Annotated in this window: 23 protein-coding genes, 1 tRNA gene and 1 pseudogene; 17 read left to right on the forward strand and 8 right to left on the reverse strand. The window is 62.0% G+C overall.

Translation table 11 applies throughout. The features are described from left to right. Positions 1 to 81 precede the first annotated feature (81 nt). From serS to EN804_RS22945, 4 genes are all read left to right on the forward strand, one after another. Positions 82 to 1,386 carry a serine--tRNA ligase gene (gene serS, locus EN804_RS22930; RefSeq protein WP_135880534.1) on the forward strand — a complete coding sequence of 435 codons (1,305 nt, stop codon included), beginning with the start codon at positions 82 to 84 and terminating at the stop codon, positions 1,384 to 1,386. Beyond that, positions 1,386 to 2,144, forward strand: coding sequence for a 5'/3'-nucleotidase SurE (gene surE / locus EN804_RS22935; RefSeq protein WP_127281111.1), 759 nt, complete (start codon positions 1,386 to 1,388; stop codon positions 2,142 to 2,144). Before serS ends, surE begins: the two co-directional genes overlap by 1 nt. Further along, positions 2,141 to 2,800 (forward strand): protein-L-isoaspartate(D-aspartate) O-methyltransferase, encoded by a 660-nt coding sequence (locus EN804_RS22940; protein WP_127872656.1) that lies wholly within the window; start codon positions 2,141 to 2,143, stop codon positions 2,798 to 2,800. Before surE ends, EN804_RS22940 begins: the two co-directional genes overlap by 4 nt. A gap of 166 nt (positions 2,801 to 2,966) precedes the next feature. Further along, the gene (locus EN804_RS22945) at positions 2,967 to 4,499 is read left to right on the forward strand and encodes a peptidoglycan DD-metalloendopeptidase family protein (RefSeq protein ID WP_135921452.1); all 1,533 of its coding nucleotides are present in this window, start codon (positions 2,967 to 2,969) and stop codon (positions 4,497 to 4,499) included. Between the two features lie 112 nt (positions 4,500 to 4,611). Here EN804_RS22945 and EN804_RS22950 read toward each other — a convergent pair whose 3' ends face one another. After that, positions 4,612 to 5,502, reverse strand: a complete 891-nt coding sequence (locus EN804_RS22950) for an NAD-dependent epimerase/dehydratase family protein (protein ID WP_135921515.1) — start codon at positions 5,500 to 5,502, stop codon at positions 4,612 to 4,614. A gap of 113 nt (positions 5,503 to 5,615) precedes the next feature. Here EN804_RS22950 and EN804_RS22955 point away from each other — a divergent pair, with 113 nt between their 5' ends. Continuing rightward, complete coding sequence (locus EN804_RS22955; RefSeq protein ID WP_127280318.1) at positions 5,616 to 6,437, forward strand: AraC family transcriptional regulator; 822 nt, start codon at positions 5,616 to 5,618, stop codon at positions 6,435 to 6,437. Positions 6,438 to 6,465: 28 nt separating this feature from the next. On the opposite strand, the gene EN804_RS22960 is transcribed toward EN804_RS22955, so the two are convergent. Continuing rightward, positions 6,466 to 7,356 (reverse strand): ATP-binding protein, encoded by an 891-nt coding sequence (locus EN804_RS22960; RefSeq protein ID WP_127872652.1) that lies wholly within the window; start codon positions 7,354 to 7,356, stop codon positions 6,466 to 6,468. A 289-nt stretch (positions 7,357 to 7,645) separates the two neighbouring features. Between EN804_RS22960 and yajC the strand changes: the two genes are divergently transcribed. From yajC to EN804_RS22985, 5 genes and pseudogenes are all read left to right on the forward strand, one after another. Beyond that, positions 7,646 to 7,987, forward strand: a complete 342-nt coding sequence (gene yajC / locus EN804_RS22965) for a preprotein translocase subunit YajC (protein ID WP_010909882.1) — start codon at positions 7,646 to 7,648, stop codon at positions 7,985 to 7,987. 51 nt (positions 7,988 to 8,038) lie between these two features. Next, a complete protein-coding gene (gene secDF / locus EN804_RS22970) occupies positions 8,039 to 10,588 on the forward strand; it encodes a protein translocase subunit SecDF (RefSeq protein ID WP_127872651.1) in 2,550 nt (849 codons plus the stop codon). A gap of 26 nt (positions 10,589 to 10,614) precedes the next feature. After that, positions 10,615 to 11,007, forward strand: coding sequence for an Mth938-like domain-containing protein (locus tag EN804_RS22975; protein WP_127872650.1), 393 nt, complete (start codon positions 10,615 to 10,617; stop codon positions 11,005 to 11,007). A gap of 1 nt (position 11,008) precedes the next feature. Next, positions 11,009 to 11,857 (forward strand): phytoene/squalene synthase family protein, encoded by an 849-nt coding sequence (locus EN804_RS22980; protein ID WP_189343749.1) that lies wholly within the window; start codon positions 11,009 to 11,011, stop codon positions 11,855 to 11,857. A gap of 130 nt (positions 11,858 to 11,987) precedes the next feature. Continuing rightward, positions 11,988 to 12,296, forward strand: a pseudogene (locus EN804_RS22985) (sterol desaturase family protein); the annotation flags it as partial. A gap of 29 nt (positions 12,297 to 12,325) precedes the next feature. On the opposite strand, the gene trmFO reads toward EN804_RS22985, so the two are convergent. From trmFO to EN804_RS23000, 3 genes are all read right to left on the reverse strand, one after another. Further along, the gene (gene trmFO, locus EN804_RS22990) at positions 12,326 to 13,738 is read right to left on the reverse strand and encodes a methylenetetrahydrofolate--tRNA-(uracil(54)-C(5))-methyltransferase (FADH(2)-oxidizing) TrmFO (protein ID WP_135866845.1); all 1,413 of its coding nucleotides are present in this window, start codon (positions 13,736 to 13,738) and stop codon (positions 12,326 to 12,328) included. A 567-nt stretch (positions 13,739 to 14,305) separates the two neighbouring features. Continuing rightward, positions 14,306 to 14,446, reverse strand: a complete 141-nt coding sequence (locus EN804_RS22995; protein ID WP_013895120.1) for a DUF1127 domain-containing protein — start codon at positions 14,444 to 14,446, stop codon at positions 14,306 to 14,308. Between the two features lie 49 nt (positions 14,447 to 14,495). After that, complete coding sequence (locus EN804_RS23000; RefSeq protein WP_013531315.1) at positions 14,496 to 14,636, reverse strand: DUF1127 domain-containing protein; 141 nt, start codon at positions 14,634 to 14,636, stop codon at positions 14,496 to 14,498. Between the two features lie 234 nt (positions 14,637 to 14,870). On the opposite strand from EN804_RS23000, the gene EN804_RS23005 reads away from it, so the two are divergent. Next, positions 14,871 to 15,989 carry a DUF2157 domain-containing protein gene (locus EN804_RS23005; RefSeq protein ID WP_135866848.1) on the forward strand — a complete coding sequence of 373 codons (1,119 nt, stop codon included), beginning with the start codon at positions 14,871 to 14,873 and terminating at the stop codon, positions 15,987 to 15,989. Next, entirely contained in the window at positions 15,986 to 16,570 is a 585-nt protein-coding gene (locus EN804_RS23010; RefSeq protein WP_127872648.1) for a GDYXXLXY domain-containing protein, read from the forward strand. Before EN804_RS23005 ends, EN804_RS23010 begins: the two co-directional genes overlap by 4 nt. Before the next feature lie 110 nt (positions 16,571 to 16,680). On the opposite strand, the gene EN804_RS23015 is transcribed toward EN804_RS23010, so the two are convergent. Then, positions 16,681 to 16,763 (reverse strand) — tRNA-Leu (locus tag EN804_RS23015). A gap of 359 nt (positions 16,764 to 17,122) precedes the next feature. Between EN804_RS23015 and tig the strand changes: the two genes are divergently transcribed. The 5 genes from tig to EN804_RS23040 all read left to right on the forward strand — a co-directional run bounded on the left by tig (position 17,123) and on the right by EN804_RS23040 (position 22,193). Further along, positions 17,123 to 18,598, forward strand: a complete 1,476-nt coding sequence (gene tig, locus EN804_RS23020) for a trigger factor (protein ID WP_135921453.1) — start codon at positions 17,123 to 17,125, stop codon at positions 18,596 to 18,598. 151 nt (positions 18,599 to 18,749) lie between these two features. Further along, positions 18,750 to 19,274: a hypothetical protein gene (locus tag EN804_RS23025; RefSeq protein ID WP_167531454.1), complete on the forward strand. Its 525-nt coding sequence runs from the start codon at positions 18,750 to 18,752 to the stop codon at positions 19,272 to 19,274. Positions 19,275 to 19,559: 285 nt separating this feature from the next. Further along, the gene (locus EN804_RS23030; RefSeq protein ID WP_127276663.1) at positions 19,560 to 19,940 is read left to right on the forward strand and encodes a cytochrome c family protein; all 381 of its coding nucleotides are present in this window, start codon (positions 19,560 to 19,562) and stop codon (positions 19,938 to 19,940) included. A gap of 22 nt (positions 19,941 to 19,962) precedes the next feature. Then, positions 19,963 to 20,898, forward strand: a complete 936-nt coding sequence (locus tag EN804_RS23035) for a heme o synthase (protein ID WP_135921454.1) — start codon at positions 19,963 to 19,965, stop codon at positions 20,896 to 20,898. Between the two features lie 482 nt (positions 20,899 to 21,380). Beyond that, positions 21,381 to 22,193 carry a DUF2189 domain-containing protein gene (locus tag EN804_RS23040; RefSeq protein WP_127276667.1) on the forward strand — a complete coding sequence of 271 codons (813 nt, stop codon included), beginning with the start codon at positions 21,381 to 21,383 and terminating at the stop codon, positions 22,191 to 22,193. A 55-nt stretch (positions 22,194 to 22,248) separates the two neighbouring features. Here EN804_RS23040 and EN804_RS23045 read toward each other — a convergent pair whose 3' ends face one another. Then, a complete protein-coding gene (locus EN804_RS23045; RefSeq protein WP_127276669.1) occupies positions 22,249 to 22,722 on the reverse strand; it encodes an aminoacyl-tRNA deacylase in 474 nt (157 codons plus the stop codon). 182 nt (positions 22,723 to 22,904) lie between these two features. Continuing rightward, the gene (locus tag EN804_RS23050) at positions 22,905 to 23,306 is read right to left on the reverse strand and encodes a cytochrome C oxidase subunit IV family protein (protein ID WP_127276671.1); all 402 of its coding nucleotides are present in this window, start codon (positions 23,304 to 23,306) and stop codon (positions 22,905 to 22,907) included. Between the last annotated feature and the right edge of the window lie 3 nt (positions 23,307 to 23,309).

A 23,309-nucleotide genomic window follows, 5' to 3' on the forward strand; every position in this document is an offset into this window, starting at 1 on the left:
CGACAACCGCCGCCCCGCCTCATCTTGCATCGATCGAGGATGCGGTTTACGCCCTCCTGCCTAGCTTGAGGACGGATAACCATGCTTGACATCAAATGGATTCGCGACAACCCGAAGGCTCTCGTCGAGGCGCTCACCAAGCGCTCGTGGCCGTCGGCTGAGGCGCAATCCACGGTCGACGGGCTGATCGCCAAGGACGAGGCGCGGCGCGAGCACGTCACCGAACTGCAGACCAAGCAGGAGCGCCGCAACGCCGCCTCGAAGGAGATCGGCAATGCCATGCGTTCGGGCGATGCTGCCCTTGCCGAAAAGCTCAAGGCCGAAGTCGGCGAGATCAAGACCTTTATCCAGAATGGCGAGGCGCGCGAGCGAGAGCTCGACAAGGCGCTGAACGACGCGCTGGCGGTGCTGCCCAATGTGCCGCTCGACGACGTTCCGGTCGGCAAGGACGAGCACGACAATGTCGTCAGGCATATTGTCGGCAAGGCGCCGACGCGGCCGAACTGGGTGAAGGAGCATTTCGAGATCGGCGAAGCGCTCGGCATGATGGATTTCGAACGCGCGGCAAAGCTGTCGGGCTCGCGCTTCACCGTGCTGAAGGGCGGCCTGGCGCGGATGGAACGCGCGATCGGCCAGTTCATGCTCGACCTGCACACGACCGAACACGGCTATGAGGAGATCATCCCGCCGTTGATGGTGAAGGACGACGTTCTGTTCGGCACCAACCAGTTGCCGAAGTTCGAGGAGGATCTGTTCTTCACGCCACACGGGGAGGGCAGGCTTGGCCTGATCCCAACCGCCGAAGTGCCACTCACCAATCTCGTGCGCGAGGAAATCACCGCGCATGAAAAGCTGCCGCTGCGCTACACCGCGCTGACGCCCTGCTTCCGTTCGGAGGCAGGCTCGGCGGGACGCGACACGCGCGGCATGCTGCGCCAGCACCAGTTCTACAAGGTCGAGCTGGTGTCGATCACCGACCAGGACTCCTCGCTCGCCGAGCACGAGCGGATGACGCAATGCGCCGAGGAGGTCCTGAAGCGGCTCGAGCTGCCGTTCCGTACCATGGTGCTGTGCACCGGCGACATGGGTTTTGGCGCCCGCAAGACCTATGACATCGAGGTCTGGCTGCCCGGCCAGAACGCCTATCGCGAAATCTCGTCCTGCTCGGTCTGCGGCGATTTCCAGGCGCGCCGCATGGACGCCCGCTACAAGGACAAGGATGGCAAGGGCAACCGTTTCGTCCATACGCTCAACGGTTCGGGCACCGCTGTCGGCCGCGCGCTTATTGCTGTCATCGAAAACTACCAGAATGAGGATGGCAGCGTAACCATTCCTGAAGTGCTGCGGCCTTACATGGGCGGTCTGGGAAAGATCGAATCGAAATAATGCGCATTCTTCTGACCAATGACGACGGCATTCATGCCGAGGGCCTGGCGTCGCTCGAGCGCGTCGCCCGCACACTGTCCGACGATGTCTGGGTGGTGGCGCCCGAACAGGACCAATCGGGCTACGCGCATTCGCTGTCGATTTCGGAGCCGCTGCGGTTGCGAAAAATCGGCGAGAAGCATTTTGCCGTGCGCGGCACCCCGACCGATTGCGTCATCATGGGCGTCAAGAAGATCCTGCCCGGTGCACCCGACCTGATCCTGTCCGGCATCAATTCGGGCGCCAACATCGCCGACGACGTGACCTATTCCGGCACCGTCGCCGGCGCCATGGAGGGCGCGCTGCTCGGCATCAGGTCGATCGCGCTCAGCCAGGGCTACAGCTATGTCGGCGAGGACCGCGTCGTCCCTTACGAGACCACCGAGGCGCTGGCGCCGGCGCTGCTGAAGAAGCTCGTGGCGACGCCATTGCCCGACGGCGTCCTGCTCAACGTCAATTTCCCCAACTGCCTTCCCGAGGAGGTGGCCGGCACAGTGGTCACCACGCAGGGCAAGCTGGTGCACAGCCTGTGGGTCGACGAGCGCCGAGACGGGCGCGGCCTGCCTTACTATTGGCTTCGCTTCGGCCGCGAGCCGGTCGAAGGCAAACAAGGCACCGACCTCTTTGCCTTGCGCAACCGGCTGGTGTCGGTAACGCCGTTGCAGCTTGACCTTACCGCGCATGAGATCCGTGACCAGCTGAGCAAGGCGCTTGCATGAACCAAGGCTTTCCAATCGATGATCGCGAAGGATTTGCCGCTTTCCTGCTGCGCCTGCGCGGCAGGGGAACGGTGCCGAAGGCACTGATCGCGGCTTTCGAAGCGACACCGCGGCGCGGTTTCCTGGCGGCGCAGTTCCACCAGATCGCCTGGTCGGATCGCATGCTGCCGATCGAATGCGGCGAAGCGATCGAAGGCGCCGACATGCAGGCGGCGGTGATCGCCGCACTCGCCATCGAAACGGGAAACCGTGTGCTCGAGATCGGCACCGGTTCCGGCTACACATCGGCTGTCATGTCGCGGCTGGCGGCGCGCATTGTGACCGTCGATCGCTACAAGACGCTGGTCGAGCAAGCCCGGCAGCGTTTCGAGGCGCTTGGCATCGGCAATGCCATCGTGCGCCAGGCCGATGGCTCCAACGGATTGCCCAATGAAGGGCCGTTCGACCGCATCGTGGCCTGGGCGGCGTTCGACAGCCTGCCGCGCTTCCTGCTCGACCAGTTGTCGAGCGGCGGCATCGTCATCGCGCCGATCGGGCCGGAAGAGGGCGAGCAGGTGCTGGCCAAGCTCACCAAGGTCGGCAGCCGTTTCGAACGCGAGGATATCGGCATGGTGCGGCTGCAACCAATCCTGCGCAGCATGGCAGCGGTTATCTAGTTTCGGACAGGCTGCGGATCTCATTTCGGCCCAGCTATCCGTATCGCTGACCATCCTCAAATGTTTTAAGAAAATTTTCGTCGGATTCTAATGGGTTAACCGCCCAGTAACATTAACGCGCTTTAATCCTGTCCAGTTGGTGCAGCGTTTTGTGCGGGTTAGTGCGATGCAACTCAGTGTTTTGAAGGCAAATAGTCGCAATCTGGCGCGGGGCTGCGCTGTTCTGATGATTGCGGGCGCGGCGGCCGGATGCAGTTCCCAGGCTTCGCGGTTCAACAGTGTCGATGACGTCTTTACCTCTTCGACGAACAACCAGCGCGCCATCATCAACAAACAGGATGCGGCGCAGCCCTATCCGGGCGATGTCTCGGCTGCACCGCTCGACGGCACCCACACGCAGTCGGTGAGCCGCTCCAGTCTCGAACCGGTTTCGAGCCGGCCATTGCCGCCGCCGGCTTCCGCGCAGGCGCAGTCGGCTCCAGCGCTCGCGCCTGCCGCCAATCCGGTGCGTGTCGCATCGGCGCCGGCCCTGGTTCGGCCCGCTCCTCACGTCGACAGGACGACGACCGGCACCGTCGCGCCGGCCGCGAAGCCTTTCAAGAATGCCCAGCCCGACGAGCCGAAGATGGCCCAGGCAGGCACGCCGCACGCCACCGAAATCGTCGTCAGGGACGGCGAGACCATTTCCGGCCTGGCGACGCATTACAAGGTGCCGGCCGATGTCATCATGAAGGTGAATGGCCTGAGCCCGACCAAGGGGCTGAAGTCCGGTCAGAAGATCGTCATCCCGGCCTATGCCTATTCAAGCAAAAGCGAGCCGAAGGTTGCCGACGCAAAGCCGGTGAAGGACGGCAAGCACGATCTCCCGGCTTCCGCGCCGGACAAGGTGGCCGTGCTGCCGCAGCAACCGAAGCTGAAGGAAGGCAAGTCCGCCGCTCAGGTCGATGCGTCGGCCGCCGCGAGCCTGCCCAAGGAGCCCAAGCCGGCGCAGGCGGCCAAGGCAACCGGCGCCGCCGGTAACTACACGGTTCAGTCGGGCGACACGATGTCCTCGATCGCCAGGAAGACCGGTGTCGGCGTCGTCGCGCTGAAGCAGGCCAATGGCTTGAAGGATGGCTTGTTGAAGATTGGCCAGACGCTGAAGGTGCCGGCCGGCGGAACGGCGACAGTCGCCAGCGCCAAGCCGGCCAAGATCGATCCGGTGACCACGGCCACCACGCAGCCCGCGGCAAAGGCCACGCCGTCGGAAACGCTGGCTTCCTACACGCCGCCGAAGAAGGACGCGAAGGTCATCCAGCAGGCTGAGGACGACGACGCGGTGGCACCGGGTGCCACGGGGATCGGCAAGATGCGCTGGCCGGTTCGCGGCCGGGTGATTTCCGGTTTCGGATCCGGCAAGGACGGCGTCGACATCGCCGTGCCGTCAGGCACGCCGGTCAAGGCGGCCGAGAACGGCGTCGTCATCTATGCCGGCGATGGGCTCAAGGAATTCGGCAACACGGTGCTGGTGCGCCACGAGAATGGTCTGGTCACCGTCTATGGCCACGCCAGCTCGATCGAGGTGCAGCGCGGCCAGAAGGTCAAGCGCGGCCAGGAAATTGCCCTGTCCGGCATGAGCGGCACGACGGACTCGCCGAAGCTGCACTTCGAAGTGCGCAAGAACTCGGCTCCGGTCGACCCGTCAGGTTATCTCGAATAGAATAAAAAAAGCGATTTGCGGGCCGCCTGACCTCCAGTCCAGCCCGCCGGCTCAGGCCCGCCCCGAAAGGAGCGGGCTTTTTCAGTTTTGTCGGATGCCTGTTGCTCAAGGCTCAAAGGTGATCGCGCAGGGTGTCGGCGATCATGGCCTCGAGGCTGCTGGCCTTGATGCCGAGAAGGACCTCCGCGTCGGAAGAATCCACCAATAAGGGGTTCTCAAAAAGATAACTCATCTCGATCAGCTCATGCATGCCCAATGCCTCCATCTCGGCGATGGAATAGGAACGCGTTTCTGAAATCTCTCGCCGAAGCATCGCAGCGGTTTTCTGGATGAGCTCCCTGGGTGAGGCGTATTGCGAGGGAACGTGAAACGCGCGCCCCCATTCGCCCGTGTAGCGGGAGGCCGCGACAAGCGTCCTGGCGACGTCCTTGGTGAAGGCCCAGGCATGCGTCGCATCGAGGTTTCCAATGAAAGCGGTGGGTTTCCCCTCGATGATGGAAGGCAGCGCAACAAGCGAGAAGTAGCTGATGGCGCCATGTCCGAGATAGTCGCTCGACCGCACTTCGATCGCCGGTACATCGGCCCGAACCGCCCGCTGCCACATGATCGTCCTGGCGGTTCCTTTCTTCGAAGTCGGGTCCAGGGAAAGGTCGGAGCGAAGCGGGCTGTCGGCATTTTCCCCATAGCCATACAGGTTTCCCAGTACGATGAGCTTGGCGCGCACCATTTCGGCCGCGCGCACGGTACCGTCGATGATGGGGAAGAAGTCGGTCGGCCACCTGTGATAGGTGGCCATGGCACACATGAAGATGGCATCGGCGCCTTGGCAGACACGCGCGAGGTCCGAGGCATCGGTGGCGTCGGCTTGTACGGCCCGCACATTCCGCAATCCGTTCGAACCGACGCTTCGGCTGGTGAGAACGACGTCATGTCCTTCCTCGCCAAGAAGGCGAGCGGTTTCGCGACCGACCGGGCCGGCTCCGACAACAACATAGAAACTCATGGCATAGCCTCTCTTCCAGGTTTGATGGAGAGGCGTGAGTACAGGTCCACGGCATTGAAAATCGCGCGGGAATTGCCAAATCTTGAACAGGTTTTGCCATGAATCGAGAGAGCATGCGTTCGCAATACGCTTCGGCCCAAGCCGCGTCCGACGTAACAATGGCCTCCCGGCATGTCGAAGCTGGCGTCCATCGTCTGTCCCGGGCGCCACACCATCGCATCATGGTGCATGCCAGCGCGGCGACGCGTTCCTACTGCAATCAGGTCGGACGGTATTTCGTCAGGCGCGCCGGTGATATCGACCTGGTGCCGGCCGGCCAGGAAGGCGGCTTCGAGGCCGAAACCCCGTTCGACACGATAGAGATTGCGTTGCAGCCGGCGCTGATGGAAAGGGTGGCGGCGGAACTTGGCGGCAAGGCACAAGCAGTGCGGTTCGACACGCGTCACCTGCTTCGTGACCAGCGCATCGAACATCTCGCCCGGGCGCTCGAGAGCGAATTGAAGTCGAACTCGCCGAGTGACCCTTTGTTTGCCGACAGCATTGGCGCCGCACTGGCGGTGAGGCTGCTTGGCCTCGGCGAACCTGATATCGGTCGAACGAACCGTTTGTCGGATACCCAGCTGAAACGCGTGCTGGAGTACATCGAGGCGGCTCTCCACGAACCGCTTTCGACGCATCGACTAAGCCGGGTTGCCGGGGCGAGCAGTTCGCATTTGCGGACATGGTTCAAGGTGGCGACGGGCGTCACACTGCACCGCTACGTGTTGCGACGTCGCGTCGAACGCGCACGCGTTCTGCTGTTGCGAGGCGATCTCAGCACAAGTGAAGTGGCGGAATTGACCGGCTTCGCGCACCAGTCACACCTGGCGCACTGGATGCGCCGCGAGATCGGCCAAACGCCGGGCGATCTGCGACGGGCTCAACCGCCCGGATGACGTTGGACCCGCGACGCGAGCAAACCCATCAATCCTTCAACGGTTTGCCAAGCCGGCCGGCCAGATCCTGCGTGAACTGCCAGGCGACGCGGCCGGAGCGGCTGCCGCGCGTCGTTGCCCATTCCAGCGCTTCGGCGCGCAGCTGCTCGGGATCGATGTCGAGGCCATGATGGCTGGCATAGCCGTTGACCATGTCGAGATATTCGTCCTGCGAACATTTGTGGAAGCCGAGCCAGAGGCCGAAACGGTCGGATAGCGAGACCTTTTCCTCGACCGCTTCGGACGGGTTGATGGCGGTCGAGCGCTCATTGTCGATCATGTCGCGCGGCAACAGGTGACGGCGGTTCGATGTGGCGTAGAAGATGACGTTGGCCGGGCGTCCCTCGACGCCACCTTCAAGCGCCGCCTTCAGCGACTTGTAGGACGTATCATCATGATCGAAGGACAGGTCGTCGCAAAACAGGATGACGCGGAAAGGGGCCGCCTTCAGCAAGCTCATCAGCTTCGGCAGCGTGTCGATGTCCTCGCGGTGGATTTCGATCAGCTTGAGCGGCAGGTCGGACTTGGGCTTTTGTGATTTGGCCTTGGCATTGATCTCGGCATGCACGGCCTTGACCAGCGACGATTTGCCCATGCCGCGCGCGCCCCACAACAGGACGTTATTGGCGGCGAAGCCGGCGGCGAAGCGCTCGGTGTTGTCGACGAGGATGTCGCGGACGCGGTCGACGCCGCGGATCAGGCCGATGTCGACGCGATTGACCTTGCGCACCGGCTCCAGATAGCCGGGATCGGCCTGCCAGACGAAGCAGTCGGCCACGTCGAGGTCGGTTTCAGGGACCGGCGGCGGAGCGAGGCGGCCGACCGCTTCGATCAGGCGGTCGAGTTTCTGGTTCAAGGCATCGATGCTGGTATCGGTCATATCAGGTCTTTTTGCTTTGGTTTTTGCAGTGGCAGGCGGACCCGGTTCGATTCCGGCGGTTTCGAAACCGGTTGCAACCATTTGTTCGAACGTGATCTTTTCCGAAAACCGGCTCGCGCTTTTCGCGATCCTGCTCTAACACGGCTAAACAGGCCGGAAAAGCGGCGGATTTGCCCGGTCGCGCAGTTGCATTGACAACTTTACCGACTATATTCCGGCCAAATTTCTAGGGGCCGCCAAATTCCACAAGACGGTTTGGCGGCTGTTTTCAAAATTCAGGAGTACCTCGATGTTCGTGACACCGGCATACGCCCAAGGCATCGGCGGCGCCTCTCCCGATATGTTCATCAGCATTTTGCCGTTTGTCCTGATTTTCGTGATCATGTATTTTCTGATCATCCGCCCGCAGCGCACGCAGCTGAAGAAGCGCGGCGAGATGCTGGCGGCGGTTCGCCGCGGCGACACGGTCGTCACCGGCGGCGGTTTCGTCGGCAAGGTGACGAAGGTGATCGACGACAACGAACTCGAGATCGACCTTGGTGGCGGCACCAAGGTGACGGCGCTGCGCTCGACGATTGCCGACGTGCGCGTCAAGGGCGAACCGGTCGCCAACCAGAACGCCAAGAAATAACCAAATTCCAGGCGGAGCGATCCGCGGACACGCTCTGACGGACGACGCCATATGCTTTATTTCTCGCGCTTCAAGATGATCCTGATCTGGCTGGCCGTGGCCGCCACAGTGGTCCTCGCCGCGCCGAATCTGTTCCCCGCCAGCACGCTGGCCCAGCTCCCCAGCTGGGTGCCGAAGCGGCAGATGACGCTCGGCCTCGATCTCCAAGGCGGCTCGCACATCCTGCTGGAGATGAACCAGAACGATCTGATCAAGGATCGGCTCGAGACGACGCGCGATGAAATCCGCACACTGCTGCGCGATGCCAAGATCGGCTATACGGGTCTTGCCGGTACCGGCAAGACCCTGCAGGTCCGCATCACCGATCCCGCTCAGCTCGATGCCGCCAAGAAGGCGTTGAAGAGCTTGACCGATCCTGTCGCAGCCGGCTTGTTCACAGGCGGCTCCATCCAGGAAATGTCGCTCGACGATTCCGAGCCGGGGCTGCTCAAGTTCACCGTCACCGACGCCGGTATCAAGTACCGCACATCGACCGCATTGGCGCAGTCGATCGAAGTGGTCGAGCGCCGCGTCAACGAACTCGGCACGACCGAGCCCATCGTGCAGCGGCAGGGCGACGACCGCATCCTTGTCCAGGTGCCCGGCCTGCAGGATCCGCAGCGGCTGAAGGAAATCCTCGGCCAGACCGCGAAGCTGACCTTCCAGATGGTCGACCAGTCGATGCCGGTGCAGGATGCGCTCAGGGGACGCCCGCCGGCCGGTTCTTCGGTGCTCTATTCGCAGGACGATCCGCCGGTTCCATACCTGATCGAGAACCGCGTCATCGTATCGGGTGAAAACCTCGTCGACGCACAGGCGACATACAATTCGCAGAACAACGAGCCGGTGGTTTCGTTCCGCTTCGATTCGAAGGGCGCTGCCCGCTTCGGCCAGGCCACCGCGCAGAATGTCGGCAAGCTGTTCGCCATCATCCTCGACAACCAGGTGATCTCGGCGCCGCAGATTCGCGAGCCGATCCTTGGCGGTACCGGCCAGATCTCCGGTAATTTCACTGCCCAGAGCGCCAACGACCTCGCCGTGCTGCTGCGCGCCGGCGCGCTGCCCGCGACATTGACCGTCATCGAGGAACGCACCGTCGGTCCGGGCCTGGGCCAGGATTCGATCCATGCCGGCAAGGTCGCCGGCATCATCGGTTCGATCCTCGTCGTGGCGTTCATGTTCGTCGCCTACGGCTTCCTTGGCTTCCTCGCCAATATCGCGCTGGCGGTGCACGTGGCGATGATCGTCGGGCTGCTGTCGCTGCTTGGCGCGACGCTGACTTTGCCCGGTATCGCCGGTATCGTGCTGACCATCGGCATGGCGGTCGATTCCAACGTGCTGATCTACGAGCGTATCCGCGAGGAGCGACGAGCCGGCCGCTCGGTGATCCAGGCGATCGACACCGGCTTCTCGAAGGCGCTGGCGACCATCGTCGATTCCAACGTCACGTCGCTGATTGCGACAGTGGTGCTGTTCTATCTCGGTACCGGACCGGTGAAGGGCTTTGCCATCACCTATGCCATCGGCATCCTGACCACGGTCTTCACCGCTTTCACCTTCACCCGCCTGCTGGTGTCGATCTGGCTGCGCCGCGCCCGTCCGAAGGAATTGCCGAAGGCACCGGTGACCTTCATTCCACCCGGCACGAAAATTCCGTTCATGGGTATCCGGCGGTGGACGTTCGCGCTGTCGAGCACCTTGTCGATCCTGTCCGTGGTGCTGTTTATGAGCGCCGGCATCAATTACGGCATCGATTTCAAGGGCGGTTCGCTGATCGAGGTACAATCCAAGTCGGGCAATGCCGATCTCGCCGACATCCGCGGCAGATTGACGGAACTGAACATCGGCGAAGTCCAGGTGCAGCAGTTCGGTGCACCCAACGACGTGTTGATCCGCGTCGGCACACAAGACGCGGGTGAAAATGCCGAGCAGACCGTGATCGACAAGGTGCGCGGCGAGCTGCAGGACCAGTATAATTTCCGCCGTGTCGAAGTGGTGGGCCCGACGGTTTCCGGCGAACTTGCCAAGCAAGGCACGATAGCCATGATCGTCGCGCTGGTCGGCATCCTGGTCTATGTCTGGTTCCGCTTCGAATGGCAGTTCGCGGTCGGCGCCATTGTCGCGACGGTGCACGATGTGGTCATGACGCTCGGCTTCTTCGTCATCACCGGGCTCGAATTCAACCAGTCGTCGTTGGCGGCGATCCTGACCATCATCGGCTATTCGCTGAACGACACGATCGTCGTCTATGACCGCGTCCGTGAGGATCTGCGAAAATACAAGCGAATGCCTCTACCGCAGCTGCTGAACAACGCCATCAACGAGACGTTGTCGAGAACGACGCTGACGTCGGTGACGACCAGCTTGGCGCTGCTGGCGCTGGTGTTGTTTGGCGGCGAAGTGATCCGCTCCTTTACCTTGGCGATGCTGTTCGGCGTCGTGTTCGGTACCTATTCGTCGATCTTCATCGCGGCGCCGTTGCTGATCCTGTTCAAGCTGCGGCCGCAGGCTTCGGCCGATGAGGAAAAGCCGGTGAACGGCGGCAAGGCCGTCGCGACCTGACGCGCGGCCCGAAGGGTGACAGAGTGGTGACCGGCAAAGGCATCGTCATCCGCGAGGCGCATTTCCCCGGCCGCGCGCCGATCGAGGCCTATGGCAATGGCGGGTTTCGCTTTGCCGACATGTCGCATCGCGGCTCGCTGCTCTGCTTGCCCACGGGCATCCATGGCTGGGAGCCGGCAAATCCCCTGGCGCTGACCGTCGCGGATTTCGACAAGCTTCTGGCGGAAGCCGACAAGGTCGAGATCCTGCTGGTCGGCATGGGCAGGGATTTGCGGCCCTTGCCGGCGGCGCTGCGGGCGGCGCTGAAAGAGGCCGGCATAACGTCCGACCCGATGTCGACCGGGGCCGCGGTCCGGACCTACAATGTCCTTCTGGCGGAAGACCGCGCCGTGGCCGCGGCGCTCATCGCCGTCGATTGATATGTTGCAGAACGCCAAAATCGTCATGGACGCGGTGCGCGCCGCCGACCATGACAGGTATCTCACCGCGCTCTACGCGCCTGCCGACAAGCGCGACGCACTGTTTTCGCTCTACGCCTTCAATGCCGAGATCGCCGGCATCCGTGACCGCATCCATGAGCCGTTACCCGGCGAGGTGCGGCTGCAATGGTGGCGCGATGTCATTGCCGCCGGCGGTGAGGCGGGCGCGGGCCATCCCGTTGCCGACGCCTTGAACCTCACCATTACAGCATTCAAGCTGCCAAAACTGGCCTTCGAGAACATGCTCGAGGCGCGCATCTTCGATCTCTACGACGACCCGATGCCATCGCGCACCGATCTGGAGGGCTATTGCGGCGAGACGGCGGCCGCCCTCATCCAACTCGCGGCGATGGTACTCGATCCCGCCGACGCGCCAGGGTTTGCCGAACTGGCGGGTAGGGCGGGTTGTGCGCAGGCGATTACGGGGCTTTTGCTTCTGTTGCCGCTGCACCGCAGGCGTGGACAGTGTTTTATCCCGGCCGACATCCTGGCGGCGGCGGGCTCGTCGCCGGAAGAATTTGTTGCCGGCGACGGCGGGCCTGGTGCCCGGCGCGCGGTGGCGGCGATGATCGCGCTGGCGCGCGAACACCTGTCGGCCTTCGAGCAAGGCGCTGCGGCGCTGCCGGGGTCGTTGCGTTCGGCATTCCTGCCGCTGGCGCTGTCACGCGCCTATCTCGCCAAGATGGAAGGCTCGCGCCACTCACCGCTCGGCGGCGTGGCACGGCTGTCGGCGTTGCGCCGGCATTGGTTGCTGCTGCGTCGTGCAGGCAAGGGTTGGCCAGCACTTTGACGTAAACGTCAATCGTGTTAAGGAGTCCGCCTGCCGAGAACTGTCGCCGAAGACGACGGGCCGGCCGGGAGGAAATCCATGAGCTTGTCCGTACTGGTTGCGATCGTCGTGCTCGGCATGGCGCTGTCGGGACCGCATGTTCGGCACCTTCGTCGAGGAGCTGGAAGAAGATCGGCCGCGCTATGGGATCGTCAAGAACCTGGGCACCTTCAACCCGCTGAAGGTGGCGTTCCACGAATGGATCGGCATGTTCAGGGACGCCTTCGCACCCGATCTGACGCCGCGCGAGCGCCTGAACTACCTGATCAAGCCGCCGGGATGGAGCCATGACGGTTCGCGCGACACGTCGGAGACGCTGAAGGCAGCGTATCTGCGGAGAAATCCGGGGGAGGCGGGCAAGCCCGGACTGCCGTCGGCAGGTGTCGAGGCCGCGGAATAATATCGCCTGAGGACTGATCGGGCTGTCCGCTACTCCGCCGCCTGAGCCGTCTCCGCCGGCAAACCCAGCCACTGTCGACAGTCACTCCGCGCTCGCGACGTGATCGCATGCCGTTTGGCCACGGTTTTGTCCTTGCCGCGCATGCGCTTGCCTTCGGTCTTCGGCGCTTCGACGGGCGGGAACAGGCCGAAATTGACGTTCATCGGCTGGAAGGATCTTTTCCCGGGCTCGTCGTCGGAAACGATGTGGCCGCCGGTGATGTGGTTGAGCAGCGCGCCGAAGGCGGTGGTGAGCGGCGGCAGGGACGGTGCGTGGCCAAGACGCTCGGCTGCGGCAAAGCGCCCGGCGAGCAGGCCGATGGCTGCACTTTCGACATAGCCTTCGCAGCCGGTGATCTGGCCGGCAAAACGCAGGCCGGGCCGCGACTTTAGCTGCAGCGAGGCGTCGAGCAAGGTCGGAGAATTGATGTAGGTGTTGCGGTGCAGGCCGCCGAGGCGGGCGAAGTCGGCGTTTTCCAGGCCCGGAATAGTGCGGAAAATACGCACCTGCTCGGCGTGCTTCAGCTTGGTCTGGAAGCCGACCATATTGTAGAGCGTGCCCAGCGCATTGTCCTGGCGTAACTGCACCACGGCATAGGCCTTCACGGTCGGATTGTGCGCGTTGGTCAAGCCCATCGGCTTCATCGGTCCGTAGCGCAGCGTTTCGACGCCGCGCTCGGCCATGATCTCGATCGGCAGGCAGCCGTCGAAATAGGGCGTGCCTTCCCACTGCTTGAATTCGGTCTTCTGGCCGTCGATCAGCGCCTGTACGAAGGCGAGATATTGGTCCTTGTCCATCGGACAGTTGATGTAGTCCTTGCCGGTGCCGCCAGGCCCGACCTTGTCGTAGCGCGACTGGAACCAGCAGGTATCCATATCGATCGTGTCGAAATGGATGATCGGCGCGATGGCGTCGAAGAAGGCCAGCGCATCGGCGCCGGTCGCCTCGGCGATTGATTGGGCAAGCGACGGTGCGGTCAGCGGCCCGGTGGCGATGATCGCCTGGTCCCACTCCGCCGGCGGCAGCCCTGGCACTTCCTCACGCTGTATCGTGATCAGCGGATGCGCCTCGAGCTTTTTGGTCACCGCCTCGGAGAAACCGTCGCGGTCGACGGCCAGCGCGCCCCCGGCCGGCACCTGGTTGGCGTCGCCGGCACTCATGATCAAGGAGCCCGCCAGCCGCATTTCGGCGTGCAGAAGGCCAACGGCGTTGTTTTCGGCATCGTCGGAGCGGAAGGAATTGGAACAGACCAGTTCGGCCAGGCCGCCTGTCTTGTGGGCGTCGGTGCCGCGAACCGGGCGCATTTCATGCAGCATGACGGGCACGCCGGCTTGCGCCACCTGCCATGCCGCTTCGGAACCGGCGAGGCCGCCGCCGATGATATGGATTGGATTTTTGCTCATGGCCGCCGGAATAATCGCTTGCAGCCGCGATTGCAATTGTCGCGCGGCGGTAACGCAAACGCTGGTCGGGAAAGCCTCTTCTGAAAACAACAACACCCGCCGAGGGAGGAGGTCCGGCGGGTGTCGTTTTGGGGGTCGACCCTCGGGAGGAGGTGAAGATCGACCGTATTCGTCATCGCCGGGGAGGAGGTCGGCTCAGACGAAATTCCTTTCGCATTTTTTAAAGAGGGCGAAACCTCTGGGGCAAAATTCGTTTGCCCCGGGGAAACAACGCCCGCCGCGGGAGGAGGTGCGGCGGGCGCCGTTTGGGTGGCCAACCCTCGGGAGGAGGTGAAGGTTGGGCCTATTCGTCATCGCCGGGGAGGAGGTCGGCTTTGACGAAATTCTTTTCGCAACTTTAAAGAGGGGCGAAGCCTCTGGGGCAAATTCGTTTTGCCCCGGGGAAACAACGCCCGCCGCGGGAGGAGGTGCGGCGGGCGCCGTTTTGGTGGTCAACCCTTGGGAGGAGGTAAGGGCTGACCGTATTCGCTTGAGGTCGGGGAGGAGGTCGACCTCAGCGAAATTCTGTTAGATCGCCCTGCGGGCGACGATCTTGATTTCGTCGCGGACGATACCGAGATCATGCAGCTGGCGGTTCGAAAGGCGACCCAGCTCGGTAACCGTCTCGCGATAAACGCGCCAGTTACGATAGTTGCGGATCAGGTTCATTGTCGTTCTCTTTTTCAAAACTGGTTCGGACCATTCGCGGTCCGAAGAATTAGACCGCCTTGCGAGCGACGTAAGGAATGTCGCTGCGGCTGATGCCGAGGTCGGTCAGTTCACGGTTGCTCAGGCGGCTCAGCTCGGAAACGGTGTCCCGGTAGCGGCGCCAGTTGCGGTAGTTGCGGATCAAGTTCATGGTAGTTCTCGTTTCGTCTTTCTTGCGGATCATTCCGTTTGTGTACGAACCATAAGTAGGGGGACCCATATCGATTTAAAAGCGCTATGGCTGCATGGCAGCAATGCAAATTGTGCAATGCAACATTAACGCGCCTTCACGGACCTGACACAAAGAAGCCAGAATCAGAAAGTGCCGTGACGTCAACGGTTTGGGTGCGTCGGTTAAAATGACGACCGGGTGGGGAGAGAGGACATGGCGGGGTACTCGACACGGATCAGGGCCGACATCGAGCGGTGGCGGCAGGCAGGACTGATCGACGCCTCGACGGCCGACGTGCTGAGGCGCGACGTCGAGGCCAACGCACGCCAGTCGCTCAGCTTCGGCTCGATCCTCGCAATGATGGCGGCCCTTCTCTTTGGAGCCGCCATCCTGATCTTCGTCGCCGCCAACTGGGATGCGATTCCGCGCCTGGCGCGAGTGGCGGCGCTCTTTGCCATTATCCTCGGCGGCTATGTCGGCGGCGCGGTGCTGAAGACGCGCGACCACGCGGCAATCGGCGAAGCGCTGTGGATCGTGGCGGCGGCCGCGTTCGGCGGCTCGATCGCGCTGATCGGCCAGATGTACCATTTGTCTGGCGACGAGGCTTCGGCTCTGGTCACCTGGGGCGCCGGCACGGCGTTGGCGGCGGTGGCGCTGCGCTCAAACCCGCTGACCGTGGCAGCAGTTGGCATCGCCGACGCCTGGCTGTTCCTGAAAGGGTTCGATTATTACAGCCGCAGCGGCTTTCCGCATGCCTTCGTCGTCATGGCGATCGTGCTGTTTGCCATCTCGTTCTGGACCCGCAGCCAGCCGGCGCGGCACCTGATCATCCTGTCGCTGCTCTTCTATCTCATATTGCTGGCGATGGATCATGCGACGCTGCCGGTAGCGATCCCGCAGGTCATCGTTTCGGCGCTGCTTTTCGCGGGTTCGGTCTTTGCGCCGGAACCTGTCGACAGGATCGTGCAGCTCGGCGGCCGCTTGCCGCTGCACGCATTGCTCGGCTTCCTCACCGGCCTGGCCATCATCCAGTTCGAACTGGCCGACGAAAGTACCTACAACAGCGGCTTCGCCATCGCTTCGGTCGTCGCGCTGGCCGGCATCGTCGCGGCTATCGTGCTCGCAGGGCGCGAGAGCCGGGGCCTGCGCTGGCTTGCCTATCTCGGTTTCGCCTTCGAACTCGCCATCATCTACGTCGTGACCTTGCAGTCGATGCTCGATACGGCCGGCTTCTTCCTTGCTGCCGCGGTACTGCTCGGCGTGCTTGCGATCGTCATCATCCGCGTCGAAAAACGCATGAAGGGTCCAGTCAGCGGGGGAGCCACGGCATGATGACCGGAAAGAGGCTTGTCATCTCGGCGCTGGTGCTGGCGCTCGTCCAGATCGGATTCCTGAGCTGGATCATCGCTGGACGGGCGGCGATCCTGCGCAATGGCAAGGAAGTGCTGCTGAAGATCGAGCCCGTCGACCCACGCGATCTGCTGCGCGGCGACTATATCATCCTCGGCTACGACATCTCGCGCATACCGGTGAAGATGATCGCCAACATTCCGGCCGACAAATTCTCCAGCGACGATACCTCGATCGTGGTCCGGCTGAAAAAGGGCGCCGATGGCTACTGGACACCGACCATCGCCTGGTTCGGCAAGGCGCCGACGCCGGCCGCCGCGGAGGAGGCCGACATTTCGGGCCATGTCGCCGCCGGTTGGGACCTGCGTGGCGAAGGCATGACAATCGCGCCGGATTACGGCATCGAACGCTTCTATCTGCCCGAAGGCGAGGGACTGGCGATCCAGACCGACATGCGGGTGCGGCCATTCGGGATCAAGCTGGCGCTCGCCGCCGATGGCACGGCGCAGATCAAGGCGCTGGTGGATGGCGACAAGACGCTGTTCGAGGAGCCGCTTTACTAGGTCGTGGGAGGCACGATAACGCCGGTCCTCGTTCGCCAAGGCTTCGGAGGACACTCCTTCGTCTAACGAGCTTCGTGTGGCCTGCCACCCAAAGTTCGAAGAGCGAAGGGTGGTGCGGGTAGAGGGACTCGAACCCCCACGATCTCTCGCCAGAACCTAAATCTGGTGCGTCTACCAGTTCCGCCATACCCGCGTGGCCCGGCAATCCCATGTAGCCATCATTCTGTCAATGTCGGAGACAACATGTCGGGTCAGGACCGAAATGTGGTTATTCGCCTAAACGCGAAGACTGTTGAAAATTAGGCTCGCCTGTGACAAAAGGCGTGTCAAATGTGACGGGACGCGACGATCCGCTTCTGCAGAATGTGATAAGAAGTAGGAAAAACAAGAACTTATTCACATTTTGGAACGCAGTTTGGGAGAGTTTGAGCCGCATTTCCGGTCAAATCGCCAGGTCCCGTACCAAAAGCCATTCCCGGCAAGAATTACCGGCAGGCTGTGAACGGCAGGGAGCCGTTTGGCAGTCTCATTGGTGAAAACAAAGGTTTTACGATGCAGGTCACCGAAACACTCAATTCCGGTCTCAAGCGCGAGATCAAGATCACCGTGCCGGCCGGTGATATGGAAGCCAAGCTGATGGCCCGGCTGTCGGATGCCCGCGACAAGGTCCGCATCAACGGCTTCCGTCCGGGCAAGGTGCCGGTGCAGCACCTGCGCAAGGTCTATGGCAAGTCGTTCATGGCCGAAGTGGTCAACGAGATCCTCAACGACTCGACCCGTTCCATCATCACCGGGCGCGGCGAAAAAGCCGCCATGCAGCCCGAGGTGATCATGACCGAGGACGAGAAGGAAGCCGAGAAGATCCTGGCCGGCGGCGCCGACTTCGAATTCCGCCTCAACTATGAGGTCATTCCGGCGATAGAGATCAAGGATTTCTCCGACATCAAGGTGACGCGGCAGGTGTTCGACGTTCCCGATTCGGAAATCGACGACCAGGTCAAGCGCGTCGCCGAATCGGCACGTAGCTACGAGCCGAAGGCCGGCAAGGCCGCCGAGGGCGACCGGGTCAGCATCGACTATGTCGGCAAGATCGACGGCGAGGCTTTCGCCGGCGGCGCCGGCAACGACCAGCCGCTGGTGCTGGGCTCCAAGGAGTTCATTCCGGGCTTCGAGGAACAGCTGATCGGCACCAAGGCCGGCGACGAGAAGCAGGTTACCGTAACCTTCCCGGAAAACTACCAGGCGGCGCATCTGGCCGGCAAGGAAGCGACCTTCGACGTCACCGTCAAGGAAGTATCGAAGCCCGGCGAACTGGAAATCAATGACGAGACCGCCAAGAATCTTGGCCTGGAGTCGCTCGAGCGCCTACGTGACATCGTGCGCGGCCAGATCGAGAACCAGTTCGGCTCGATGACGCGCCAGAAGGTCAAGCGCCAGCTACTCGATCAGCTTGATGCGGCCTATTCGTTCGAAGCACCGTCGAAGCTCGTCGAGGCGGAATTCAACAACATCTGGGCACAGGTCAACCGCGACCTGGAAGCCGCCGGCCGCACCTTCGCCGACGAAGAGACGACCGAGGAAGAGGCGCGCGCCGAGTACATGCGTCTTGCCGAGCGCCGCGTGCGCCTTGGCCTGGTGCTGGCCGAGATCGGCGAGAAGGCCGGCGTCACCGTGTCGGATGAGGAACTGCAGCGCGGCCTGTTCGAGCAGGTTCGTCGCTTCCCGGCCAACCAGCAGCAGGAAGCTTTCGAGTTCTATCGCAGCAACCCCGAGGCGCTCAACGCGCTCAAGGCGCCGATGTTCGAGGAGAAGGTTGTCGACCACCTGCTCGAACAGATCTCGGTCACCGACGTCAAGGTCAGCAAGGAAGAGCTGATGGCCGACGACGAGGAGGCCGAAACCGCGACCAAGGCGAAGCCGGCCAAGAAGGCCGCCGCGAAGAAGGCTGACGACAAGAAAGCCGACGACGCGGAAGAGCCGAAGAAGAAGGCCGCACCGAAGAAAAAGGCGGCCAAGGACGCCGAATAGACCGGACATTCCAACGAATTCCGAAAGGCCGCCTCCGGGCGGCCTTTTTCGTTGCGAAATTGCAACATCGGATTCGTTCCTGGTGGGCACCGGTGGCGGTGCGAAGCCTTGATCATTATCTGGTTGGTTGGAAGACCAGAGGTAGTTGGCAATGTCGTTGCGGGTGTTCGTGGAACTGAGGCGCGCTGCCGCCACCGTGTTTTTCCTGGCCTTGGCCTGCGGCGCTGCCGGGGCCGGCACGGACAATTGGCGTTTCGATACCGGCAATGACGGCCTCGTCACCGCCTCTCTCTATGCCACTAACAAGTTGATCACCGGGGGCGGCGCGCTGAGCTACAGCCCGGTGCTGACAATTGCGTGCCGGGCGGACGGCGAGCCCGCCTGGACCGAATGGCTGCAGTTGAACGACGCGGTTTCCGCCAGCCGGAAAATCACCATGTCGGTCACGATCGACAGGGACAGCAAATTCGACGAGAGCTGGTCGGTCGGCACACGCGCCAGGATGCTGATGCGCGATGGCGCCGACGGCATAAAGCGCCTCGTTCCGGCAAATCGCCTGCTGCTGTCGTGGCGTTTCGGACTGCTGTCCGGGCGCGGTCAGGCCGATTTCGACCTGGCCGGCTTCGGTGAGGCGGTCAGCCAGATTGCCGCGACTTGTCAGACGGAAGTGCCCTGAGCCACCGCAGACCGCCTAAAGCCCGTCGCGTCGCAACGGTTTGACGCGCTTTTGGCCTTTGCTTCCATGCATGTCGTTGTTCCCGAAACCGTAATCAATTTTGGGCGACATGCATCAAACCTTCGTACGGTCGACCTCTTCTACCTGCCAGCCAGATTCTGTGGTATATAGATGCCGCAATTCCATATGGGGAGAAGCGGATAATCTGTTCTCCCGTGCAAGGCGCATGGTACCGACATGCGCGCAGATCGTCTCAGGGACATTTGACGATCAGGAGGAAATGCCATGCGCTTGATCGCGTTTTTCGCCGTCGCCTCTCTTGCAACCTTCATCGCCAATCCATCGCAAGCTCAGGACGCTGCGGCTGGTGAGAAGGTCTTCACCAAATGCAAGGTTTGCCACATCGCGGACGAGGACAAGAACAAGATCGGTCCATCGCTGCATGGCGTCATCGGCCGCACCGCCGGTACGCATCCGGATTTCAAATATTCCGATGCCATGATCGCCGCCGGCAAATCCGGCGTCAAATGGGACGAACCGACATTGACGACCTACCTTCATGACCCCAAGGCCATGGTCAAGGGGACCAAGATGACGTTTCCCGGCCTCAAGACCGATGCGGACGTGGCCAACGTCATTGCCTATCTGAAACAATTCTCTCCGTAACCCTGTTCTTTCACCGGCTGAAATGTCGACCCAGGAAGGCCGCCTCAAGGATACCGGCATCCGCCTCTCGGAAGCGACAGCGGGCGACTTCTTCGCGCTCTTGAAGCCGCGAGTGATGGCGCTGGCCGTATTCACCGCTTTCGTCGGCCTGATGGTGGCGCCCGGCGCGATGAATCCGGTCATTGCCGTGATTGCAATCGGTGCGATTGCAGTCGGGGCAGGGGCGGCCGGGGCCCTCAACATGTGGTACGACGCCGACATCGACGCGCTGATGTCTCGCACATCAAAGCGGCCCGTTCCGTCGGGCCGCGTCACGCCAGGCGAAGCTCTCGGCTTCGGCCTGGTGCTTTCGGCGCTTTCGGTCATGACGCTCGGCGTGCTGGTGGGGTGGCTTGCCGCGCTGCTGCTGGCCTTCACCATCTTCTTCTACATCGTCATCTATACGATGTGGCTGAAGCGCTCGACGCCGCAGAACATCGTCATCGGCGGTGCGGCGGGTGCCCTTCCTCCGGTCATTGGCTGGGCGGCCGCGACTGGCGCCATCGGCATTGAGAGCTTGATCCTGTTTCTGATCATCTTCCTGTGGACGCCGCCGCATTTCTGGGCACTGGCGCTGTTCAAGGTCGGCGACTACGCGGCTGCCGGCATTCCGATGATGCCGAACGTGGCCGGCCAGGCCTCGACCAGAAAACAGATATTCGCCTATTCACTGTTGTTGGCGCCGATCGGCGTGCTGCCCTGGATGCTCGGATTCGCGAGCGCGTTTTATGGGATTGCGTCGGCTGCATTGGGCGCGGGTTTTATCTGGCACGCCTGGAAGGTTCTGGTCGTTGCAGACAAGGAGACGAAGCCTGCGAAAGCGTTGTTTGCCTTCTCGATTTTCTATCTTTTCGCGATCTTTGCCACACTGCTTGCCGACACCGTCGCAACACGGGCGTTCATGTCAGCCGGAGGTTGACGCCGTTGTTGCCACACCCGCCGGCTCGACACCGCCAGTCCGCAATTGTTGCGTTGAAGACCCTGCGAGCAGACCAGGATCGGCTCCGAGATCAAGATGGTATTGCCCAAAATCCCAGGATCAGCAAAGCGACTATGCCAAGGCCGAGTATGAGAAGCGTCCTTCCGTCCATGACCTTCACCCTTGACCCGGCGCATGGTCCTGAAAATCGAAAATCGATCTTCAGCAGGAACCATGCGTCAATCAACGTGGTACGGCGCCCTTCGCGTGTCTAAAAAGGGCACGCGGCGCTGTACCAGAATATCGAAAAAACCCCGCCGGAGCTAGCCAGACCGGCGGGTCTCCCTCTGACAAAGCGCGACAAGTCTCCGGCAAGAGAGTATGTTGTTTGCGGTGCAGGTCGCGGTTTTGCGTGGCCAGTCACACAGAACGGCAGCACCACGAAACCGCGACTTTACCGGACCAGGTCTGGAGGAACGGTCATGGCAAGCTTTCACGTGATTGCAGGTTCCAGCGAGACGCTGGAACATATCGGAATTCGAAAAATCGGTGTTTCCGACCTTTTCGACGCGCTCAAGCGGGGCGTCGACGATTTCATGGTCAAACCATCGCACATCGTTTTTCTCTGCCTGATCTATCCGCTGGTGGGAGTCGTGCTCGCCGCCTGGACTTCCGGCGCCAATGCTTTGCCGTTGTTGTTTCCACTGGTCTCGGGTTTCGCGCTGGTTGGCCCGTTCGCGGCGATAGGCCTCTATGAAATTAGCCGCAGACGGGAAGCCGGGCTCGACACTTCCTGGCGGCACGCATTCGAAGTCAGAAATTCTCCGGCGCTCCCCGCCATCGCGGCGGTCGGGATCATGCTTCTGGCAATCTTCATCACCTGGCTTTTGACGGCGAAACTCTTCTACGAATATCTCTTCGGTCCGGCTCCGCCGGAATCGATATCCAGCTTCATCAATGAGATATTCGCCACCGGACGCGGTTGGTCGCTGATTGTCCTGGGGCATGCCATAGGCTTCGTCTTCGCAGTGGTGGTTTTGTGCACAACGGTTGTCGCCTTCCCATTGCTGCTCGATCGCGACGTCGGCGCCTACGAAGCCATTCACACCTCGGTGCGTGCGGTGCTGGCGAACCCGATCACCATGGCTGTCTGGGGACTGATTGTCGCCGTCGCCCTGATCATCGGGTCGCTGCCGGTGTTCGTCGGGCTGGCCGTCGTGTTGCCGATCCTCGGTCACGCCACCTGGCATGTCTACCGCAAGGTCGTGGAGCCGCCAGCCGGGTCGGCGAGTTGAGGACGTTGCGCCTCCCTGCATCGGCGAAGTGCCGGTGCAGGGCTGATCGAAGCCGTCAGGAGGCCGGGTGACTGAAGCGGCCCTGGTATGCGCCCATGGTCAGATTGCGGAAATCCTTGCCGCTGACATGCACCAGCGTTCGATGGTCGCCGCCTTCGAAGTAGACGTCGGCGGCGTCGCCAAGGCTTTCATCGACGATCACTGGCACATCGTAGGCGGCGCCGATCGGCGGGATGGCGCCAGTGTCGCAATCATCGAAGAGCAAAATCACCTCGTCTTCGGAAGCAAGGCCAAGACGCTTGTCCATGACGTCTTGCAACCTGCCAAGTTCGATCCTGTGGGTGCTCGGAACCACGGCCAGCGTATAGCCAAGCTCGTGGTGAACGACCACGGATTTCGCCATGATGCTGCCGGGCACATGCGCGGCTAGTGCCGCCTGCCGGCTTGTCGACGTGCGATGGTGAGCGACGGTGTCGTAGGAAATTCCCTTGCCGTCGATGAAGTCCTTCAATTTGTTTGCGATCGTCATCCTGGCCTCCCTTGTTTGAGCATGTTCTTTTCCGAACCGAAGATCAGCACGGCAAACCCGGGTCCATTTTTAGGAAAACTGGACCAGCGGCCGATAGTTTCAAGGCGCCGGCAAGAGGGCTGCACGCATGCGAGATCCGTGGGTTCTGCCCGGAAATGCCAAGGGCAAATCCGGTGTGCGCGTCAGGGGCCGGCTCCGAAAAACGACAGCCGGGTGAAAAGCGTGTAGTCGGCCTCAAAGACCATCATGGTCACGAACACCAGCACCAGTATCGGCGGCAGAATGATCGCATAGGCCAGCGCCAGCCGTTCCCAGGCCATGTGCATGAAGACAGCGACGATCAGCCCTGCCTTGAGGATCATGAAGATCAGGATCAGCGACCATCTGAGATAGCCGTGAAGGCCGAAATAATCGACCAGGTAGGAGCAGGTGCTGAGGATGAACAGCCATGCCCAGACCACCAGATAGAGCTTGATCGGATGTTCCTGATGCAAGTCGGCATGTACGATGGCCGCCGGCGCTTCATGTGCATGGCCAGTGTGAAGTGCGTGTTGCCCCAGGCCGTTTGCGGTTGCTTCAGCCATATC

Source organism: Mesorhizobium sp. M8A.F.Ca.ET.161.01.1.1 (assembly GCF_004792105.1).
Lineage (GTDB): Bacteria > Pseudomonadota > Alphaproteobacteria > Rhizobiales > Rhizobiaceae > Mesorhizobium.

What these genes read in the sequence shown, in the direction of transcription:
- EN804_RS22960 (WP_127872652.1), bottom strand. Translation starts at nt 7,356, where the DNA reads ATGACCGATACCAGCATCGATGCCTTGAACCAGAAACTCGACCGCCTG.
- EN804_RS22955 (WP_127280318.1), top strand. Translation starts at nt 5,616, where the DNA reads ATGCGTTCGCAATACGCTTCGGCCCAAGCCGCGTCCGACGTAACAATG.
- tig (WP_135921453.1), top strand. Translation starts at nt 17,123, where the DNA reads ATGCAGGTCACCGAAACACTCAATTCCGGTCTCAAGCGCGAGATCAAG.
- yajC (WP_010909882.1), top strand. Translation starts at nt 7,646, where the DNA reads ATGTTCGTGACACCGGCATACGCCCAAGGCATCGGCGGCGCCTCTCCC.
- EN804_RS22945 (WP_135921452.1), top strand. Translation starts at nt 2,967, where the DNA reads ATGCAACTCAGTGTTTTGAAGGCAAATAGTCGCAATCTGGCGCGGGGC.
- EN804_RS23035 (WP_135921454.1), top strand. Translation starts at nt 19,963, where the DNA reads ATGTCGACCCAGGAAGGCCGCCTCAAGGATACCGGCATCCGCCTCTCG.
- EN804_RS22995 (WP_013895120.1), bottom strand. Translation starts at nt 14,446, where the DNA reads ATGAACCTGATCCGCAACTATCGTAACTGGCGCGTTTATCGCGAGACG.
- EN804_RS23010 (WP_127872648.1), top strand. Translation starts at nt 15,986, where the DNA reads ATGATGACCGGAAAGAGGCTTGTCATCTCGGCGCTGGTGCTGGCGCTC.
- EN804_RS23025 (WP_167531454.1), top strand. Translation starts at nt 18,750, where the DNA reads ATGTCGTTGCGGGTGTTCGTGGAACTGAGGCGCGCTGCCGCCACCGTG.
- secDF (WP_127872651.1), top strand. Translation starts at nt 8,039, where the DNA reads ATGCTTTATTTCTCGCGCTTCAAGATGATCCTGATCTGGCTGGCCGTG.
- EN804_RS22950 (WP_135921515.1), bottom strand. Translation starts at nt 5,502, where the DNA reads ATGAGTTTCTATGTTGTTGTCGGAGCCGGCCCGGTCGGTCGCGAAACC.
- EN804_RS23050 (WP_127276671.1), bottom strand. Translation starts at nt 23,306, where the DNA reads ATGGCTGAAGCAACCGCAAACGGCCTGGGGCAACACGCACTTCACACT.
- EN804_RS22940 (WP_127872656.1), top strand. Translation starts at nt 2,141, where the DNA reads ATGAACCAAGGCTTTCCAATCGATGATCGCGAAGGATTTGCCGCTTTC.
- serS (WP_135880534.1), top strand. Translation starts at nt 82, where the DNA reads ATGCTTGACATCAAATGGATTCGCGACAACCCGAAGGCTCTCGTCGAG.
- EN804_RS23030 (WP_127276663.1), top strand. Translation starts at nt 19,560, where the DNA reads ATGCGCTTGATCGCGTTTTTCGCCGTCGCCTCTCTTGCAACCTTCATC.
- EN804_RS23040 (WP_127276667.1), top strand. Translation starts at nt 21,381, where the DNA reads ATGGCAAGCTTTCACGTGATTGCAGGTTCCAGCGAGACGCTGGAACAT.
- surE (WP_127281111.1), top strand. Translation starts at nt 1,386, where the DNA reads ATGCGCATTCTTCTGACCAATGACGACGGCATTCATGCCGAGGGCCTG.
- EN804_RS22980 (WP_189343749.1), top strand. Translation starts at nt 11,009, where the DNA reads ATGTTGCAGAACGCCAAAATCGTCATGGACGCGGTGCGCGCCGCCGAC.
- EN804_RS23005 (WP_135866848.1), top strand. Translation starts at nt 14,871, where the DNA reads ATGGCGGGGTACTCGACACGGATCAGGGCCGACATCGAGCGGTGGCGG.
- EN804_RS23000 (WP_013531315.1), bottom strand. Translation starts at nt 14,636, where the DNA reads ATGAACTTGATCCGCAACTACCGCAACTGGCGCCGCTACCGGGACACC.
- trmFO (WP_135866845.1), bottom strand. Translation starts at nt 13,738, where the DNA reads ATGAGCAAAAATCCAATCCATATCATCGGCGGCGGCCTCGCCGGTTCC.
- EN804_RS23045 (WP_127276669.1), bottom strand. Translation starts at nt 22,722, where the DNA reads ATGACGATCGCAAACAAATTGAAGGACTTCATCGACGGCAAGGGAATT.